Annotated in this window: 15 protein-coding genes and 1 riboswitch; of the genes, 5 read left to right on the top strand and 10 right to left on the bottom strand. The window is 69.4% G+C overall.

The window, feature by feature from the left end:
- Positions 1-157 precede the first annotated feature (157 nt).
- The 9 genes from cobJ to MHA02_RS00210 form a co-directional block, all read right to left on the bottom strand.
- Complete coding sequence (gene cobJ / locus MHA02_RS00250; protein ID WP_147075964.1) at positions 158-916, bottom strand: precorrin-3B C(17)-methyltransferase; 759 nt, start codon at positions 914-916, stop codon at positions 158-160.
- Positions 913-1,701: a precorrin-2 C(20)-methyltransferase gene (locus tag MHA02_RS00245; RefSeq protein ID WP_147075963.1), complete on the bottom strand. Its 789-nt coding sequence runs from the start codon at positions 1,699-1,701 to the stop codon at positions 913-915. The genes cobJ and MHA02_RS00245 overlap by 4 nt, the downstream gene beginning before the upstream one ends.
- Positions 1,701-2,333, bottom strand: a complete 633-nt coding sequence (locus MHA02_RS00240; protein ID WP_147075962.1) for a precorrin-8X methylmutase — start codon at positions 2,331-2,333, stop codon at positions 1,701-1,703. The genes MHA02_RS00245 and MHA02_RS00240 overlap by 1 nt, the downstream gene beginning before the upstream one ends.
- A 20-nt stretch (positions 2,334-2,353) precedes the next feature.
- Positions 2,354-3,946 carry a ferredoxin-like domain-containing protein gene (locus MHA02_RS00235; RefSeq protein WP_373318373.1) on the bottom strand — a complete coding sequence of 531 codons (1,593 nt, stop codon included), beginning with the start codon at positions 3,944-3,946 and terminating at the stop codon, positions 2,354-2,356.
- The gene (gene cobN / locus MHA02_RS00230) at positions 3,943-7,278 is read right to left on the bottom strand and encodes a cobaltochelatase subunit CobN (RefSeq protein WP_147075961.1); all 3,336 of its coding nucleotides are present in this window, start codon (positions 7,276-7,278) and stop codon (positions 3,943-3,945) included. Before cobN ends, MHA02_RS00235 begins: the two co-directional genes overlap by 4 nt.
- Positions 7,279-7,289: 11 nt before the next feature.
- Complete coding sequence (gene cobW, locus MHA02_RS00225) at positions 7,290-8,324, bottom strand: cobalamin biosynthesis protein CobW (protein ID WP_147075960.1); 1,035 nt, start codon at positions 8,322-8,324, stop codon at positions 7,290-7,292.
- Positions 8,321-8,725 carry a DUF1636 family protein gene (locus MHA02_RS00220; RefSeq protein WP_147075959.1) on the bottom strand — a complete coding sequence of 135 codons (405 nt, stop codon included), beginning with the start codon at positions 8,723-8,725 and terminating at the stop codon, positions 8,321-8,323. The genes cobW and MHA02_RS00220 overlap by 4 nt, the downstream gene beginning before the upstream one ends.
- Positions 8,718-9,470, bottom strand: a complete 753-nt coding sequence (locus MHA02_RS00215) for a CbtA family protein (RefSeq protein WP_147075958.1) — start codon at positions 9,468-9,470, stop codon at positions 8,718-8,720. The genes MHA02_RS00220 and MHA02_RS00215 overlap by 8 nt, the downstream gene beginning before the upstream one ends.
- A 127-nt stretch (positions 9,471-9,597) precedes the next feature.
- Positions 9,598-9,777, bottom strand: a complete 180-nt coding sequence (locus MHA02_RS00210; RefSeq protein ID WP_147075957.1) for a CbtB domain-containing protein — start codon at positions 9,775-9,777, stop codon at positions 9,598-9,600.
- Between the two features lie 33 nt (positions 9,778-9,810).
- Positions 9,811-10,058, bottom strand: a riboswitch (cobalamin riboswitch).
- 392 nt (positions 10,059-10,450) lie between these two features.
- Between MHA02_RS00210 and MHA02_RS00205 the strand changes: the two genes are divergently transcribed.
- The 5 genes from MHA02_RS00205 to MHA02_RS00185 all read left to right on the top strand — a co-directional run bounded on the left by MHA02_RS00205 (position 10,451) and on the right by MHA02_RS00185 (position 14,558).
- Positions 10,451-11,236: a transporter gene (locus tag MHA02_RS00205; RefSeq protein ID WP_147076009.1), complete on the top strand. Its 786-nt coding sequence runs from the start codon at positions 10,451-10,453 to the stop codon at positions 11,234-11,236.
- A gap of 81 nt (positions 11,237-11,317) precedes the next feature.
- Positions 11,318-11,839, top strand: coding sequence for a bifunctional adenosylcobinamide kinase/adenosylcobinamide-phosphate guanylyltransferase (gene cobU / locus MHA02_RS00200; protein WP_147076008.1), 522 nt, complete (start codon positions 11,318-11,320; stop codon positions 11,837-11,839).
- The gene (gene cobO, locus MHA02_RS00195) at positions 11,836-12,438 is read left to right on the top strand and encodes a cob(I)yrinic acid a,c-diamide adenosyltransferase (protein ID WP_147075956.1); all 603 of its coding nucleotides are present in this window, start codon (positions 11,836-11,838) and stop codon (positions 12,436-12,438) included. Before cobU ends, cobO begins: the two co-directional genes overlap by 4 nt.
- Before the next feature lie 126 nt (positions 12,439-12,564).
- Complete coding sequence (locus MHA02_RS00190) at positions 12,565-14,055, top strand: cobyric acid synthase (protein WP_147075955.1); 1,491 nt, start codon at positions 12,565-12,567, stop codon at positions 14,053-14,055.
- A 32-nt stretch (positions 14,056-14,087) separates the two neighbouring features.
- On the top strand, positions 14,088-14,558 hold the full coding sequence (locus MHA02_RS00185) for a YfjT/YkfB family phage-associated protein (protein WP_147075954.1): 471 nt from the start codon (positions 14,088-14,090) through the stop codon (positions 14,556-14,558).
- Positions 14,559-14,570: 12 nt separating this feature from the next.
- On the opposite strand, the gene cbiB is transcribed toward MHA02_RS00185, so the two are convergent.
- Positions 14,571-15,563: an adenosylcobinamide-phosphate synthase CbiB gene (gene cbiB / locus MHA02_RS00180; RefSeq protein WP_147075953.1), complete on the bottom strand. Its 993-nt coding sequence runs from the start codon at positions 15,561-15,563 to the stop codon at positions 14,571-14,573.
- Positions 15,564-15,586 lie beyond the last annotated feature (23 nt).

Genomic DNA, 15,586 nt, shown 5'->3' with positions numbered 1-15,586 from the left:
GGCGATGCCCGCCTCAACCACTCTCAAGGGGGCGCGCCTAGCACGGCGGCCCGGCTTTGGCGAATGGGGAAACGCAGCGCTGTTTGTCATCGCTTCGCTGCGCTCGTGATGATTTGCGGCGAAAGTCGAAGCGGAAACACGCGTCGACCGTGTGCGATCAGCGCGGTACGCTACGCGGCGTGTAGACGAACGGCTGTCCCGAGGCGCGCTCGATCATCCGCGTTCCCGAGGCGCCGATGATCACGATCGTCGCCATGTCGGCGGTCGCCTCGCGCGCGGCATCCAAGGTCAGGACGCAGATCGCCTCGTCCGGCCGCGAGACCGCACGGGCGAAGATGACCGGCACGGTACCCGCGCGGAACTCGGCCGCGAGACCGAGCGCCCGGCCGAGCTGCCACGGACGTGCCGACGAGATCGGATTGTAGAGCGCGACCACGAAATCCGCCCGAAACACCGCCTCCAGGCGGGCCGTGATCACGTCCCACGGCTTGAGGTTGTCCGACAGCGAGAGCGCGCAGAAATCGCCGCCGAGCGGAGCCCCGAGCCGAGCTGCCGCCGCTAGCATTGCGGTGATGCCGGGCTCGACGACGATGTCGAGGTCGCGCCACTCGAGCTCGCCCTGCTCCACCGCCTCGAACACCGCCGCCGCCATGGCGAAGACGCCGGGATCGCCGCCCGAGACGACGGCGACACGCCGGCCCGAGGCTGCCAGTTCGAGCGCGTGGCGCGCACGGTCCACCTCGACACGGTTGTCGGTGGCGTGGCGCACGAGTCCGGGCCGCTCCGGCACGCGGGCGACATAGGGAAAATACCCGATCAGATCATCGGCCTGCGCCAGGGCCTCGCTCGCCGCGACGGTCAGCAGACGCGGGTCTCCGGGGCCGAGTCCGATGACGGTGACGGAGCCCCGGCTCACGGCCGACGGCCCTCTCCCGGAACCAGCACCATGGAGAAGTACGGCGCCTTGTCGTCGCTCTTCTCGGCGAGTGGCTGGATGCTTTCGCCGGCCATCGTGCCCCGCTCGACATAGACCGCACGGGCGAGAAGCCCCGTCGTCGAGAGCGCCGCACGCACCTTCGGCAGATGGCGGCCGAGCTTCATGATCACGGCGGCGTCGGCCTCGGCGAGACGGGCGACGAGCTTGTCCGCCGGCAAGGTCGCCGGCAGCACCGTGAGCACGTCGTCGCCCCAGGTGATCGGCGTTCCGGCCCGCGTCCAGCAGCCGGACATGCCGGTTACGCCGGGGATCACCTCGATCGGGAAGCGGCCTTTCAGCCGCCGCCACAGGTGCATGAACGAGCCGTAGAAGAACGGGTCACCCTCGGACAGGATCGCCACGTCGCGCCCGGCGCCGAGATGGTCGGCGAGCCGCGCGGCCGCGTCGTCGTAGAAGGCGGCGAGCGCCGTGACGTAATCGGCGTGATCGGGCGCGATCTCGGTGGTGTAGGGGTAGATCAGCGGAAACTCGCGGGCGGCGTCCTGCACGACGGCGTCGGCGATCGTGCGGGAATTGCCGCGCCGGCCCTTCTTGCAGAAATGGACCAGCACCGGTGCACGCTCCAGCACCCGCAGGGCCTTCAGCGTCAAAAGCTCCGGATCTCCCGGCCCCATGCCGACGCCGTAGAGCGTGCCGGTCGCGACGGCGCGGGGCGCGTCGTCGGCGTCGAGCCCTATGGCGTCGATGCGCGCGTTGGCCTCCATCACTCGACCTCGCAGGCCAGCGCGTTGACGGCCGCCGCCGTCATGGCGCTGCCCCCGCGGCGGCCATGCACCACGACGAACGGAACCCGGCCGTCGCGGGCGAGCGCCTCCTTCGACTCTGCAGCGCCGACGAATCCGACGGGAATGCCGATGACGGCCGCCGGCGGCCCGACGCCCTCGTCGAGGAGTTCGAGCAGGCGGAACAGCGCGGTCGGCGCGTTGCCCACGGCGACGACGCTGCCCGGCAGATGCTCGCGCCACAATTCCATCGCGGCGGCGGAACGGGTGGTGTCGAGCTGGACGGCGAGATCCGGCACGCTCGGATCGCCGAGGGTGCAGATCACCTGGTTCTTGACTGGAAGCCGGCTGCGGGTGACGCCGTCGGCGACCATGCGGACGTCGCACAGGATCGGTGCGCCGTTGGCGAGCGCCCGTGCGCCGGCCTCTGCGAAGGTTTCGGACATCTCCACATCCCTCGGCAGGTCGGTCATGCCGCAGGCGTGGATCATGCGCACCACGACGCGCTCGGCAATGCCCGCGAACCGGGCTAGGTCGGCCTCCGCGCGGATCATGGCGAACGAGCGCGCATAGATCGCGCTGCCGTCGCGGATATACTCGTGGCGGGGCCGCATCGTACTCGAAATCCTGGAACTCATGGCCCAAACGCCCCGGCTAAGGACTGCGCCGGATCGGCCCTCCTTACGCGGTCCAGAGCCGCCTCGAAAGTCAGGCTCGGCGCGTGCCCGCCATCCCCGGGCGCGCCATCGAGGACGACGCGATAGCGTCCGCCTTCGGCCACCAGCGTGAGGCCGGCCTTGCGCGGATGTGCGCATCCCTTGGCGCAGCCGGAGACGTGGGCGAAGAGGCCGCGCGCGGCGAAAGGGGCGAAGGCGGTTGCAAGCTCGCCGGCATGCCGGGGCACCGGTGTGGTGCCGGACGCGCAGGCAGGGGCGCCGGGGCAGGCGGCGACGGCGCGGCGGGGGTCTGCGGACTCGGTGATGATGCCGGCGGCGGCGAGGGCGGCGCGGGTGGGTTCGGCCTGATCTTCGCGGACGAAGAGGACGAGGCCGCGGTTGGGAGTGAGGCGAATGGCGTCCTGGCTGGCCGGGGCTGCGCCGAGTCCGGCGTGATGATCTTCGGATTCACCCCCGTCATTTCGGGGCTCGCTGCGAGCGAGAACCCGGAACCCACCCGAGACGCAGTGCCCAGTCGTGGGTTCCGGGTTCCGCTGCGCGGCCCCGGAATGACGGGGGTGGGTTTCGACGTCGCTTGATGATGCCTCACCGGCCTGAAGGGCCGCGACGGCATTGAGGTTGTCGGCGGTGCAACGTCCGAAGGGGGCCTCGACGATGATGGCCGTCAGGCCGGAGGACAGAGCGATCAGGCCCGGTTCGGGCGCGCCGGCAAAAAATCTGCCCCCCCGGCGGGGGAGGGTGCCATCGGAGAGGGCGGGAGAGAGGTCGGCTCCGCACGCTTCGGCACCGTCGCTCCCCTCTCCCGACCCCTGCTGACGCAGGGTCCACCCTCTCCCGCAGAGGGGAGAGGGGGATGCGCGCGAGGGTTCAGCGTGAGCGGTGAGGAGCTGCACGCGCTCGGAGTCACCCAAATCGCGCACGCGCCGCCGTCCGGTGGCGACGAAGGCATTCAGCACGCGGCCGACAGCTGCCGGTGCGTCGTCGATGGCAATCTCAGCGCACCAATCGGTCCCTGTCTCGGACGCCAATCCGATCGCGACCCGCGCTGCTCCGGTCGCACTCAGAAAAACGTCCGCCTCAGCCGCGCCGAGCCCCCAGCGGCCACCGCCATCGATCGCCACCAGCGTCTTCGCAGGCAGGCCCGGCACCGTGAGCCCAACGTCTTCGATGGCCCGCGCCAGAGCCAATACGTCGATAGCCTCGTCCGCATCGAACCCGGCGAGCGCGCTCGCGAGCGTCAGCCGCTGCGGCCCGCCATCCGAGCGGACGTCCGCGAGGCCGAAATCTGCGAGCCACGCGGCAAGCGGTGGAGCCGTCCCCTCGCTCACGCCGCGGATCTGCAGATTTCCGCGGGCCGTGATGTCGACATGGCCGTTGCCGTAGCGTCGCGACGCCTCGGCGACGGCGCGCAACTGCGCGGCGCTGAGAACGCCCAACGGTGGATGCACCCTCGCCAAAAGCCCATCGCCGGTGGGCATCGGCCGCGCCAGGCTCGGGCACCAGCCGCGTCGCGCCGGATCGTCGGGGCGGCGACGGCGCTCCCCGCTCACTCCGCGGCTTCCTGCATGAGGATTTCGGTGGGCGCGGCGTTGCGGCGGCTCTGCCAGAGGCCGCGCTCCCGGAGTTCGTCGAAACGGTCGAGGATCGCGCGGGTGGCGTCGGGGTTGGCGGCCCGCAGGCGCTCGAACACGTCGAGATCGCCGATCCAGGCGGCGTGCAGCCGGTCGAGGTCGGGGCTCGAGACGGCATCGGTCGTGGCCGCGAGCACGAAGACCGCGTCGATCCCCTGCGCCAGCTCCTGCGCGCCGCGCCAGCCGTGGCGAAGCTGGCCGTCGATCCAGCGCGGATGCGCGAGCCGCCCGCGGACCAGCCGGTCGACATCTTCGCGGGCCGTGCGCGTGCGGGGCTTTTCGGGATCGGACACGTCCAGGCTGTAGAGCGCTGGCGGGGCCGTTTCGCGGCCGGCGGCGACCGCAAAAAATCCGCCCATGGCGTCGGCCGCGGCATCGCCGTCGAGGAGATCACGCTCGGCCACGTCGAAGGCGTGGACATAGGCGTCGGCCTGGGCGACGCGCTCGGCAAAGCCGTCGTCTCCGGTTTCGGCGCTACCGCCGAAAGCGTGCGTGGTAGCGTCGAGATAGGCTTTCCCGAGATCCTTTCGCTCCGCCCAAGTGCCGTCGAGCGCGGTCTCGGCGGCGCCCGCTCCGTAGCGGCCGGGGGCCGAACCGTAGACGCGGGCAGCCGACTCACCCCGGCGCCGGGATGCGGCCAGAGGGTTTTCACAATCGTCCTCGTCGCGTTCGGCGACGGCGCGAGCGGCGCGGTCGATGAGTGCCAGCGTGTCCGGAAAGGTATCGCGAAACGCACCGGAGACACGGCAGGTCACGTCGATGCGCGGTCGGTCGAGCACGGCGAGCGGCAACACCTCGAACCCGGTGACGCGGGTCGAGGCGTTGTCCCAGAGCGGGCGCACGCCCATCAGCGAGAGGGCGTGGGCGACGTCCTCGCCGCCGGTGCGGAGCGTTGGCGAGGCCCAGAGGTCCATGACGATCCTGGCCGGATACTCGCCCTCGTCCTGCAGGTAGCGGCGCACGACGGCGTCGGCGGCCTTGGCACCGAGCATGGTCGCGGACCGTGTCGGCAGGCTGCGGGGGTCGAGGGTGGTGAGGTTGCGCCCCGTCGGCATGACGTCACTACGGCCACGCGAGGGTGAGCCGGCGGGGCCGGGCGGTACGAAGCGTCCATCGAGGGCCGCCAACAGCCCGGCGCGCTCGGCTTCGGCGCAGCCCTGCATCGCCGCTGCGGCATCCGCGCCGGCACGGCCAAAAACATGGAGGCCGTCGCGGATCGGCGTCTCGCCCAGATCGCAGAGATGCGCGTCGAGCGCGGTCAGCGCATCGGCCATCGGCGTATTCGCACCGACCCCGGCGCCTTCGAGCAGCCCCGCGGCGGTGGCCTCGTCGAGGATCGCGGCGGCGATCAGGGCGGCGCGGCGCGGATCGAGCACGCTGGCCGACGAGTATTCTTCGACCAGCTCGCGCAACGCCGCTGCCTCCGGCGTGAGGCCCGACGCCTCGACGCTCGGCGTCAGGTGCCCAAGGGTGATGGCACCGAGGCGGCGTTTCGCCGGCGCGGCTTCGCCGGGATCGTCGACGATGAAGGGATAGACCACCGGCAGCGCGCCGACCGCCCGCGCCGGCCAGCAGCCGGGCGAGAGCGCCACTGCCTTGCCGGGCAGCCACTCGGTGGTGCCGTGCGTGCCGAGATGGACGAGGGTGTCGAAGCGGGTGCGCAAGGCCAGATAGAACGCGAGGTAGGCGTGAGTCGGCGGCTCGTCGGGGTCGTGATAGCCGGTCTTGCGATCGGCTGCCCGACCGCGATTGGGCTGGAGGAAGAGTGCAAGCGTGCCGCCACGACCGTTATTGCGAGCGGAGCGGGGATCGGCGCCGATCGTCCGAAATCGGAAAGCGCCCCCGCGACAAACCGGATCGTCCTCCGGCTCGCCCCATCGCGCGGTCAGCTCCTCCCGCGAATCGACCGGCAGGCTCTCGAGCCAGGTCCTATAGGCATCGAGCGACACCGAAAACGGCGCCTCGCCCCCGGTCAGCGCCCGCATCAGCGCATGTTCGTCCGGAAGCGTTGCAGCCGCATACCCCGCCTCAGCGAGATCCATCGCGATCGCCCGCGCACTCTCCGGCGTGTCGAGCCCGACCGCATAGCCGGCCCGGCCGCCGCGCGCCGGATAGTCCGACATCACCAGCGCGATCCGCCGTTCCGAGCGCGGCGTGCGGGCGAGACCGATCCAAGCGGCCGCGCGGTCTGCCAGCGCGGCGATGCCGGCAAGATCGGCCACAGCGCGGCGGCCGGCATAGCCGTCGACGGCGTCGGCTTCCTCCTTGAACGAGACCGGAAAGCCCGAGAGACGTCCGTCGAATTCCGGCAGGGCGACCTGCATGGCGAGGTCGGCCGCGTTCATGCCGCGAGCAGACGCCATCCAGGCCTCACGCGAGGCACCGACGGTGTAGGCCTGCAGCACCGGGCAATCGGCCGCGTCGAGGACGAAGCCGGCATCCTCGCGCGCTGAAAAGGCGGTGGCTGCGATGACGATGTCCGGCCGTCGCGCCGCGATGACGGCGCGCAATGCGGGCACGACGTCCGGATCCTTGAGGCTCGAAACCGCAACCGTCACGCAACCGATGCCGCGCTCCCTCAGCGCGGCGATGATCGCGACGGCAGGTCCGGTCTCGCCGGAGAGCACGGCCGAACGGTAGACCAGCAGCATCGCCGTCGGCCCCGGTCCGGCGGAAGCCAGAGCTGTCTCGACAGGGAAAGGTCCGCACCCGGGGCACCAGGGGAAGCCGCGCGGGAGCGCCTGCGGCGGATCGTACGAAACAGGTTTGCCGGCTTCTGCCGCGAGGCGGCGGAGGAGGTTGCGCAGGTTGGCGATGCCACCGGCGCGAAAATACGCATCGAGGGTTTCGGAGACGTCCAACGGCACGGTCGAGAACGCGTCGAGCCGCAAATCCGGCCGGTCGTCGCCCGGAAGCACCGCGAGCTTGACACCATGGGCACGGGCCGCGGCGGCAGCGCGCTCGATGCCGTAGCGCCAGTAGTCGAGCCCGCCGAGGCAGCGGATCAGGCAAACCTTCGCCTGTGCGATCACGGCATCGACGTAAAGGTCCACCGACATCGGGTGGCGCAGCTTCGCGAGCTTGGCGAGCCGCAGGGTCGGCAGTGCGGGCTCGGCGGCATAGGCGTCCGCGATCGAGGCGAGGTCGCTGTCGGTGAAGGACAACACGACGATCTCGCCCGGGCTCTGCCCGAGATCGATCGCCGCTTCGCCCTCGTCGAGCGAGACCGTGTCGACACGCAGGAGGTGCATAGGCCTCTATATCATCCCGCCAGGGCCGCCGCGACGGCTGCCTGGTCAAACCCTTTCAGCCCGATCACCACCAGCTTGCCATCTCGCTGCTCGCTCGGCTTCCACGGGCGGTCGTAGTGATGGGCGATGCGGCGGCCGACGCCCTGGACGACAAGGCGCATCGGCTTGCCGGTGACGTCTGCGAAACCCTTGATGCGGAGCACGCCGGGAATCTCGGCCGCCTTGGCGACGCGGGCGGCGAGATCTTCGGCGGTCTTCGTGTCGGCGATAGCCATGGCCACGGACTCGAAGTCGTCGTGGTCATGGTCCTCACCCTCGCCGTGATGCGAGGGGCGGGCGTCGAGGTCGTCCTCGGCGGCAGCCTGCATGCCGAGGAGCACGCGCGGATCGATGCGGCCGTGCTCGGTCTCGACGATCTTTACGGCACGGGGCAGGTGTTCGAGGATTTCCGCGCGGACCTTGTCGCGGGCGGCCGCGTCGATCAGGTCGGCCTTGTTCATGACGACGAGATCGGCGCAGAGGATCTGGTCCTCGAACACCTCCTCGAGCGGGTTGTCGTGGTCCACGGCCTGATCGGCGGCGCGCTGGTTGGCGAGCGCGGTCGGATCCTCGGCGAAGAACCCGGCGGCCACGGCCGGCGCATCGACCACCGCGATCACGCCGTCGACGGTGACGCGCGAGCGGATCGCCGGCCACTGGAAGGCCTGCACCAGGGGTTTCGGCAGCGCGAGGCCCGAGGTCTCGATCAGGATGTGCTCGGGCGGGTCGGCCCGGTCGAGCAGGGTGTTCAGCGCCGGCACGAAATCGTCGGCGACCGTGCAGCAGATGCAGCCGTTCGGCAGCTCCACCACCGAATCCTCGTTGCATCCCTCGATTCCGCAAGAGGCGAGGAACGAGCCGTCGAAGCCGAGATCGCCGAATTCGTTGACGATGATGGCGAGCCGCCGGCCGGCCGAGCGCTCCATCACGTGGCGCACGAGCGTCGTTTTTCCGGCTCCGAGGAAGCCGGTGATGATGGTGCAGGGAATCTTTTCGACGATGCTCATGATGCGTCCGTGTCGGGTTGCGCGCTCGCGAGCGGCGGGATGCGGGCGACGACGCCCTTGCGGAAGGCCTCCGGCCGCTCGCGCCAGGGCACGATGCCGTCCTCGGTGCCGGCATAGAGGCCGATGCCGGCGAGGATCGTGGCGGCCGAGGCGTCGGCATCGAGGTCGCCGTAGACGTAGGTCCAGCGGCCGGGCGAGGCGACGGCGACCGTACAAGGCCGCTTGCAAACCGAGAGGCATGGGATGCCCTCGACCCGAAGTTCCGGGGCCATATCGGCTGCCTGATCTCGAAGCGCCGTGAGCAGCCGTGCGCCGGCGGTTCGCGTGGAGGCATCGCCCGATGCACGGCAAGTCGTGCAGACGTAGAGGACCGCCTCGCTGAGGCCGGACTGGTCAGGCATGCGAGCGGTTCCCGGACGAAGCCGCCTCGCCGAACAGCCGCCAGGCCCAGCCATAGGCCAACCCGATCACCGCCCAGAAAATCAGGCTGACGCCGAGGGAGCGCGCCGCGAACTGCGCGGCGTAGGCTGCCGGCAACTTCGAATCCGTATCGACGACGAGCGGCGCACCGGCCAGATGCGGAGCCACGATGAGCACGATACCGCCGGCGATCGTGAGCGGCACGCGCCGCACCGCGATGAGATAGAGACCGAGGCCGGTGGCCACGACGGTCATCAGCCACCAGGCCTGACGCACGCCGAGCGCCGCGGAAGCCATGCCGGGTAATTCCGGCGGCAGGCCTATCGCCGGCGCGAGCGCCACCGTGAGAAATCCGGCGATACCGAGGGCAAGTCCGGTCTCGGGGGAAGGCTCTCGCTTCAGTGCCAGCATGACCGCACCAAGCAGCAGCGCGTAGCCGACTCCACCGACGAGGGTTGCAAGACCGGTATAGGCCATGCGCTCGAGCCCGGGACTCGGCTCCCACTCTTGCGCAGCGCCAGGATCGCCGTGGCCGTGCGCGTCGCCGTGAGCCGGCATGATGAGGCGGGCGAAAGGCGACGACAACGATGCCTGCTTGCCGGCCTGCTCCTCGTAGACTTCCGCCTTGAGGATCAGCGGCGAGGTCAGGGCGAATTGCAGGCCCGTCGCGACGACGGCCGCAAGAAAGCCGGCGACCAAGGCCGCCGACAGCAATCGGATGATCATGATGGGCTGTCCGGCATGAGTGCGCTCCGCGCCGAAGCGGATGCCGCTTCTGCGCAGGGGTGCGCGTCAGAACGAGAGGGGAGCTGCGCGCACCGATCCAGCGGGACCGGGCAGCCTTCCGGTTCCGTCAGTGACAGGGGAAGTTCTGCGTGTGCCGGAAATCGTGCGCGGCGTTGTGCAGGGCCATGGCCGGGGCGAAGCCCGTCATGAACACGAGACCGAGACCTAGCAGGACTGCGATCACGATCGCGCGGGTGCTCTCGCTGGCGGAGGCAGAGGTCTGGGTGGAAGCGGTGGTCGTGGACATCTTGCAAACACTCCGGCCGCCCCGCCGGCGGCATCGAGAAAACGGGGGACGGCAGGTCTCCTGGCTCGCGGGTCGATGCGCCTGCCGCCTTCCCGGACTTGCCTTGCCGCATTCTCGGACGACGAACCGGGGTTCACTCCGTCTGGAAATGCTCAAGTCCAGTGGATTCTGGCAGAAACTCGCCGCTCACAGTTGCGGGGGCAGCCGCGGGTTCGAGGCGAACCTCTCACCGCATTCCCTTTTCACCCCGTCTCCAGGGCACCGTCCGCCTCTCCATAACCGCTCGCGGGCGCGCGCACAACGATCCCCAGGGCCGTTCCCGCGCGCCGCCCGCCGAAAGAGCGCGGGTGGCGAGGGCGCGGCACCACTGGGCGCGCACGTTTCATGTCGGGATTTCGTCCCCGCAGGGTTGGCCGTCGTTCGTAAAACAGAAGATATGTGACGAATATACAAAATTTACACTTAACATATCATCAATTAAAAAAGTACATGCGCTCGAAATTTCAGATTCTGTGCGCTCCCAGCCTCCAGCGTAACAGGAATGAATTTGGCTAAGCAAGCTTTCATAGAGCAAGAGGCTGTTGCGAAGCGGCGGGTCGATATAAATCTTCTCCGTGCCGCCGCTTTGTGTGCTGCGCTCCTGCCCTCCGCAGCCCTGGCGCGGTCCGCCGCGCTGCCGGGCATCACCGTCGGCCTGCCGACGGGCTGGCAGGTTCCGACCGGCGTCCAGATGAACGTGACATCGAGTTTTGCCGAGCGCGGGACGCTGCCGCGGGACAACCAGGGCAACAACAACCTGGCCGTCTTTCTCTGGGCGACACCCTGGACCGTGCTGGGAGGGCAGCTGCGGTTCATCCAATCGTTTCCGTTCAACGCTGTCAGCCCGCAGGAGGGGCCATGGCAGGCGGGTCTCGCGCAGCCGTTGACGACGGCCCAAGTCGCCTGGAAGATCGGCGACAATCTCGGCGTCAGCTACTTCCTTGGCGGCTTCTGGCCGAGCGATACGCTCTTCGCCCTCCGATCGGCCTCGATCGCCCAACGCTTCGCGATCAGCTACGTCGGCGATGGCTGGAACCTGACGGCCAACCTCCATTACGGCACGATGCTTGACGACATCTCGCCGACCGGCGTGTTCTATTCCGACTACATGAACCTCGACCTGACCGCGACCAAGCGCTTCGGCAAATGGCAGGCCGGTGCCGTCGCATTCGGCTCGACCGATCTGCCGACCGGCCGGTTGGGCTACCGGCATGTCGGACAGGTCGCGGTAGGCGGCCTCGTCGGCTATGCGTTCGACAAATTCACCATCCAGACGTTCGTCACCCGCGACATCGCCCAGCGCAACCTTGGCGGAGAGGAGACCCGCGCCTGGCTGCGCGTCCTCGTCCCACTCTGGCGGCCGGAGCCGGATCAGGTGCCGAACCGCGTCTCGGTGAGGCGCAACAGCGCCGCGCAGTGAGCTCGCGCACCACGAACGATCCGCTTTGACCTTCGGGTCCGCGCACGGCAAGGGAGGCGGATGACTGCAACCGCCCCTCGCATGACTCTGGTGCTTGGCGGCGCCCGTTCCGGCAAGAGTCGCTACGCGGAAGCGTTGATCGAGGCCGTCCCCGGCCCGTGGCTCTATCTCGCCACGGCACAGGCCTGGGACGACGAGATGCGCGCGCGGATCGCCCTTCATCGCGAGCGGCGGCCTGAAGGCTGGAGCACGCAGGACGTGCCGCTGGCCCTGGCTCAGGCTGTCGCCGCCGCGCATGGCCCGGTGCTCGTCGACTGCCTGACGCTCTGGCTGACCAACGTGATGCTCGCCGAAGCCGACCTGCCGGCCGCCGTCGACGGGCTCCTCGACGCGTGCGCTGCCGCGCGCGGTCCGCTGGTGCTTGTCGGGAACGAAGTCGGCCTCGGCATCGTGCCGGACAATGCCCTCGGCCGCCGCTTCCGCGACGAGGCCGGGCGGCTGCACCAACGGCTGGCGCACCAGGCCGACCGCGTCGTCTTCATGGTCGCGGGCCTGCCGCTGACCGTCAAACCCTCTCCCGAGAATCCTGGAGCCTCCGCATGAGCGACGACGAAGCCCGCCATCGCGAAAAGATGGGGAAACGCAAGGCTGTGCAGGACGCCGAGGTCGCGGAAAAGACCATCGAGAAGGGTCTGCTCATCGTCCATACCGGTCCCGGCAAGGGTAAGTCGACGGCGGCTTGGGGCCTGATGCTGCGGGCCCTCGGCCGCGGCTGGCGCGTGGGCGTGGTGCAGTTCATCAAAGGCGCGTGGGACACCGGCGAGAAGCACGCGATCAAGGCGTTCGGCGACCAGATCGACTGGCACACCCTTGGCGAGGGTTTCACTTGGGAGACCCAGGACAAGGCCCGCGATATCGCCGCCGCCGAGCATGCCTGGGCCGAGGCACAGCGCCTGATGGCCGATACGAGCATCCGGCTCGTCATCCTCGACGAACTCAACATCGCGCTACGCTACGACTACCTCGACCTGGGGACGGTCGTCGCCGCCTTCCGCGCCCGCCGGCCGGATCTCCACGTCGTCGTGACCGGCCGCAACGCCAAGCCGGCGCTGATCGAGGCCGCCGACCTCGTTACCGAGATGGGGAGCGTGAAACACCACTTCTCGGCAGGCGTGAAGGCGCAGGAGGGGATCGAGTTCTGAGGGAAACGCCGATGGGTCATTCGGCTCCCGGATGATAAGGGGAGCGCCCCCGAACGGCCTTCTGTCCTCCCGAGCACAGGAGAGCAGGGGGCTCACGCGAAGTCTTCGCTTTCACACAGAGGCCCTATGACGCGTGCCCTCATGATCCAAGGCACGGGTTCCGACGTCGGCAAGTCGCTGATCGTCGCCGGGCTGGCGCGTGTGTTTACCCGTCGAGGCCTGCGGGTCCGGCCATTCAAGCCTCAGAACATGTCGAACAACGCGGCCGTGACCGCAGACGGCGGCGAGATCGGCCGGGCGCAGGCACTGCAGGCGCGGGCCGCGCGGGTCCCGCCCTCCGTTCACATGAATCCGGTGCTGCTGAAGCCACAGAGCGATGTCGGCGCGCAGGTGATCGTGCAGGGGCGGATGGTCGGCACCGCCAAGGCACGGGAGTATCAGAGCTGGAAGCCGCGCCTGCTCGCCTCGGTGATCGAGAGCTTCGAGCATCTCGAGGGCGAGGCCGACATCGTGCTCGTCGAGGGGGCCGGCTCGCCCGCCGAGATCAACCTGCGCCGGGGCGACATCGCCAATATGGGCTTTGCGCGCGCGACGGGCACGCCGGTGGTGCTCGTCGGCGACATCGACCGCGGTGGCGTCATCGCCAGTCTGGTCGGCACACGGGCCGTGCTCGAGCCCGACGATGCCGCCATGATCCGCGGCTTCATCGTCAACCGGTTTCGCGGCGACCCGACGCTGTTTGCGGACGGCATGGCGATGATCGCGACGGCCACCGGCTGGACGCCGTTCGGGCTGGTGCCGCATTTCCACGCCGCGGGGCGTTTACCGGCCGAGGACGCGATGGCGCTCGCGCCGCCGATTGCACGGATAGGGCAAGGCGCCGTCGTTGCGGTACCCATGCTGCCGCATATCGCGAATTTCGACGATCTCGATCCGCTCCGGCAGGAGCCGCGCGTCGAAGTGGTCTGGGTGCGCCCGGGCGAACCGATCCCAGCCGGAGCCGACCTCGTGCTGCTGCCAGGCTCGAAGACGACGATCGACGATTTCCTGTTCGTGCAGGCGCAGGGCTGGGACATCGACATCCGTGCGCATGTCCGCCGGGGCGGCCGCGTGCTCGGTCTCTGCGGCGGCTTCCAGATGCTGGGCAGCCGCATCGCCGATCCGGACGGCATCGAGGGCGAACCGCGAACGATCGCGGGTCTCGGGCTCCTCGACATCGAGACCGTGATGACGGCAGCCAAACGCCTCGTCGCCGTCACCGGCACCAGCGAGCCGGACGGGGTGCCGTTCAGCGGCTACGAGATGCATGTCGGTGATACGGACGGGCCGGATGCTGCCCGCCCGCTGCTGCGCTTCGCCGATGGCCGGGCCGATGGGGCCGTTTCCGCCGACGGCCGGGTGTTCGGCACTTACGTCCACGGATTGTTTTCCGACGATGCCCAGCGGGCGGCATGGCTGACGCGGATCGGCGCCGTGTCCGCCGGCGCGTCCTACGAAGCCGGCATCGAGACCGTGCTCGACGCGTTCGCGGACCACCTCGAAACGCATCTGGATTGCGATGGATTGCTGGCGCTGGCGAGCGTTCGACCTGTCGCAGACCCTGGAAGGTCGAGCTAGGGTCGGGACGAAGAGAACGGGAGTCCGATCGAATGGTGTTCAGATGCGCTGTTGTCGTGCTCGCGAGCCTGGCGGCGACGCCCGCTGCGGCCGTCGACTATCGCTGGGTCGTCGGAACCGGGCAGGGGAGTGTCGAAGCCAGCATCCGCAACAAGGCCGGCGGCAACTTCATCGTCTTCTGCGGCTCCGGCACCGACGAGCGTCGCTCAGGGATCATTCTGGAAGGCATCGCCGACACCGCGTCCAAAGGGAAACCCCTCGACGTCCAGGTCGTGATCGACGGCAAGAGCTTTCCGTTCTCCGTGACCGACGGCTACGGCCCGGTCGCGGCGCGCGGTGACCGCCTCATGCTGCAGAATCTGGCCCAGGCGCTCTCGGCGAGCCGGCTTGCGGAGTTCACGATCGAGTACCCGAGCCTGGACAAGTCGGAGCGCTATTCGCTCCTCAGCGTGCGCGATGCCCTCAAGGAGAAGAAGGGAACGATCGTCACCCCCTGCCTGTGACCGGACCGCCCGTCACGTTAGCATGACGAGAAGAGCGGTGCCGGCGAGGCCGAACAGCAGCAGGCACGCCGTCCGGTAGAGCCTCAACGCCCGCTCCACGTCGACCGGCCCGGCCTCGGGCCGACCATCGCCCATCCACACATCCTCGACACGCGTTTCGCCATAAACCCGCGGGCCGGCGAGGCGCAGGCCGAGGGCGCCGGCCATGGCTGCCTCGGGCCAGCCGGCATTCGGCGAGCGATGGTGGCGGGCGTCGCGGCGCACGGCCTGCCACGCCCTGCGCGCCGAGGCGTCGCGGTGGATCGCGGCGGCAGCGACCAGCAGCAGCGCGGTAAGCCGGGATGCGGGCAGGTTCACGAGATCGTCGAGGCGGGCGGAGGCCCAGCCGAAGGCTTCGTGGCGCGGGGTCCGGTGACCGATCATGCTGTCGGCGGTGTTGATCGCCTTGTAGAGCACGCCGCCCGGCAGGCCGCCGAGGCCGAGCCAGAAGGCCGGCGCGACGACGCCATCCGAAAAATTCTCGGAGAGGCTCTCGATCGCGGCGCGGCAGATCCCGGCCTCGTCCAGTGTCTCCGGATTACGGCCGACGATCATCGAGACGGCAAGCCGGCCGCCGGCCAGCCCGCCGTTCGTCAGGTCGCGGGCCACGCGGGCGACGTGGTCGTGGAGGCTGCGCTGCGCCGGCAGGCTGGCGGCGAGGAGTGCGAGGAGCAGCAGCGATCCCGGCCGGCCTGCACAGGCCGCGACGACCGTTACGACGGTCGCCGCCGACCCGCAGATCGCGAGCAGCATCGCCAAGCTGACAACCCCGGCCGTCCGGCGCCGGGCCTCGCCTCCGCGGTTGAAGCCGGCATCGAGCGCTTCGATCAGCCGACCGATCCAGGTGACAGGGTGGCCGAGCGCCCTGTAGAGGCGATCCGGATAGCCGGCCGCCGCCTCGATCGCCAGCGCGAGGCACAGGATCGCGAGCGCGTCGGGCGGGTGGGTCAGGCTGGTCCAAGGCATTGCTGTGTCAGCGTTTTCCGCAA

The sequence above is a fragment of the Methylobacterium haplocladii genome, from assembly GCF_007992175.1.
Lineage (GTDB): Bacteria > Pseudomonadota > Alphaproteobacteria > Rhizobiales > Beijerinckiaceae > Methylobacterium > Methylobacterium haplocladii.
This window is presented reverse-complemented; position numbering and strand designations above follow the sequence as displayed.

What these genes read in the sequence shown, in the direction of transcription:
- cobW (WP_147075960.1), bottom strand. Translation starts at nt 8,324, where the DNA reads ATGAGCATCGTCGAAAAGATTCCCTGCACCATCATCACCGGCTTCCTC.
- MHA02_RS00215 (WP_147075958.1), bottom strand. Translation starts at nt 9,470, where the DNA reads ATGATCATCCGATTGCTGTCGGCGGCCTTGGTCGCCGGCTTTCTTGCG.
- cobN (WP_147075961.1), bottom strand. Translation starts at nt 7,278, where the DNA reads ATGCACCTCCTGCGTGTCGACACGGTCTCGCTCGACGAGGGCGAAGCG.
- MHA02_RS00190 (WP_147075955.1), top strand. Translation starts at nt 12,565, where the DNA reads ATGACGCGTGCCCTCATGATCCAAGGCACGGGTTCCGACGTCGGCAAG.
- MHA02_RS00240 (WP_147075962.1), bottom strand. Translation starts at nt 2,333, where the DNA reads ATGCGGCCCCGCCACGAGTATATCCGCGACGGCAGCGCGATCTATGCG.
- cobU (WP_147076008.1), top strand. Translation starts at nt 11,318, where the DNA reads ATGACTCTGGTGCTTGGCGGCGCCCGTTCCGGCAAGAGTCGCTACGCG.
- MHA02_RS00220 (WP_147075959.1), bottom strand. Translation starts at nt 8,725, where the DNA reads ATGCCTGACCAGTCCGGCCTCAGCGAGGCGGTCCTCTACGTCTGCACG.
- MHA02_RS00210 (WP_147075957.1), bottom strand. Translation starts at nt 9,777, where the DNA reads ATGTCCACGACCACCGCTTCCACCCAGACCTCTGCCTCCGCCAGCGAG.
- cbiB (WP_147075953.1), bottom strand. Translation starts at nt 15,563, where the DNA reads ATGCCTTGGACCAGCCTGACCCACCCGCCCGACGCGCTCGCGATCCTG.
- MHA02_RS00245 (WP_147075963.1), bottom strand. Translation starts at nt 1,701, where the DNA reads ATGGAGGCCAACGCGCGCATCGACGCCATAGGGCTCGACGCCGACGAC.
- cobO (WP_147075956.1), top strand. Translation starts at nt 11,836, where the DNA reads ATGAGCGACGACGAAGCCCGCCATCGCGAAAAGATGGGGAAACGCAAG.
- MHA02_RS00185 (WP_147075954.1), top strand. Translation starts at nt 14,088, where the DNA reads ATGGTGTTCAGATGCGCTGTTGTCGTGCTCGCGAGCCTGGCGGCGACG.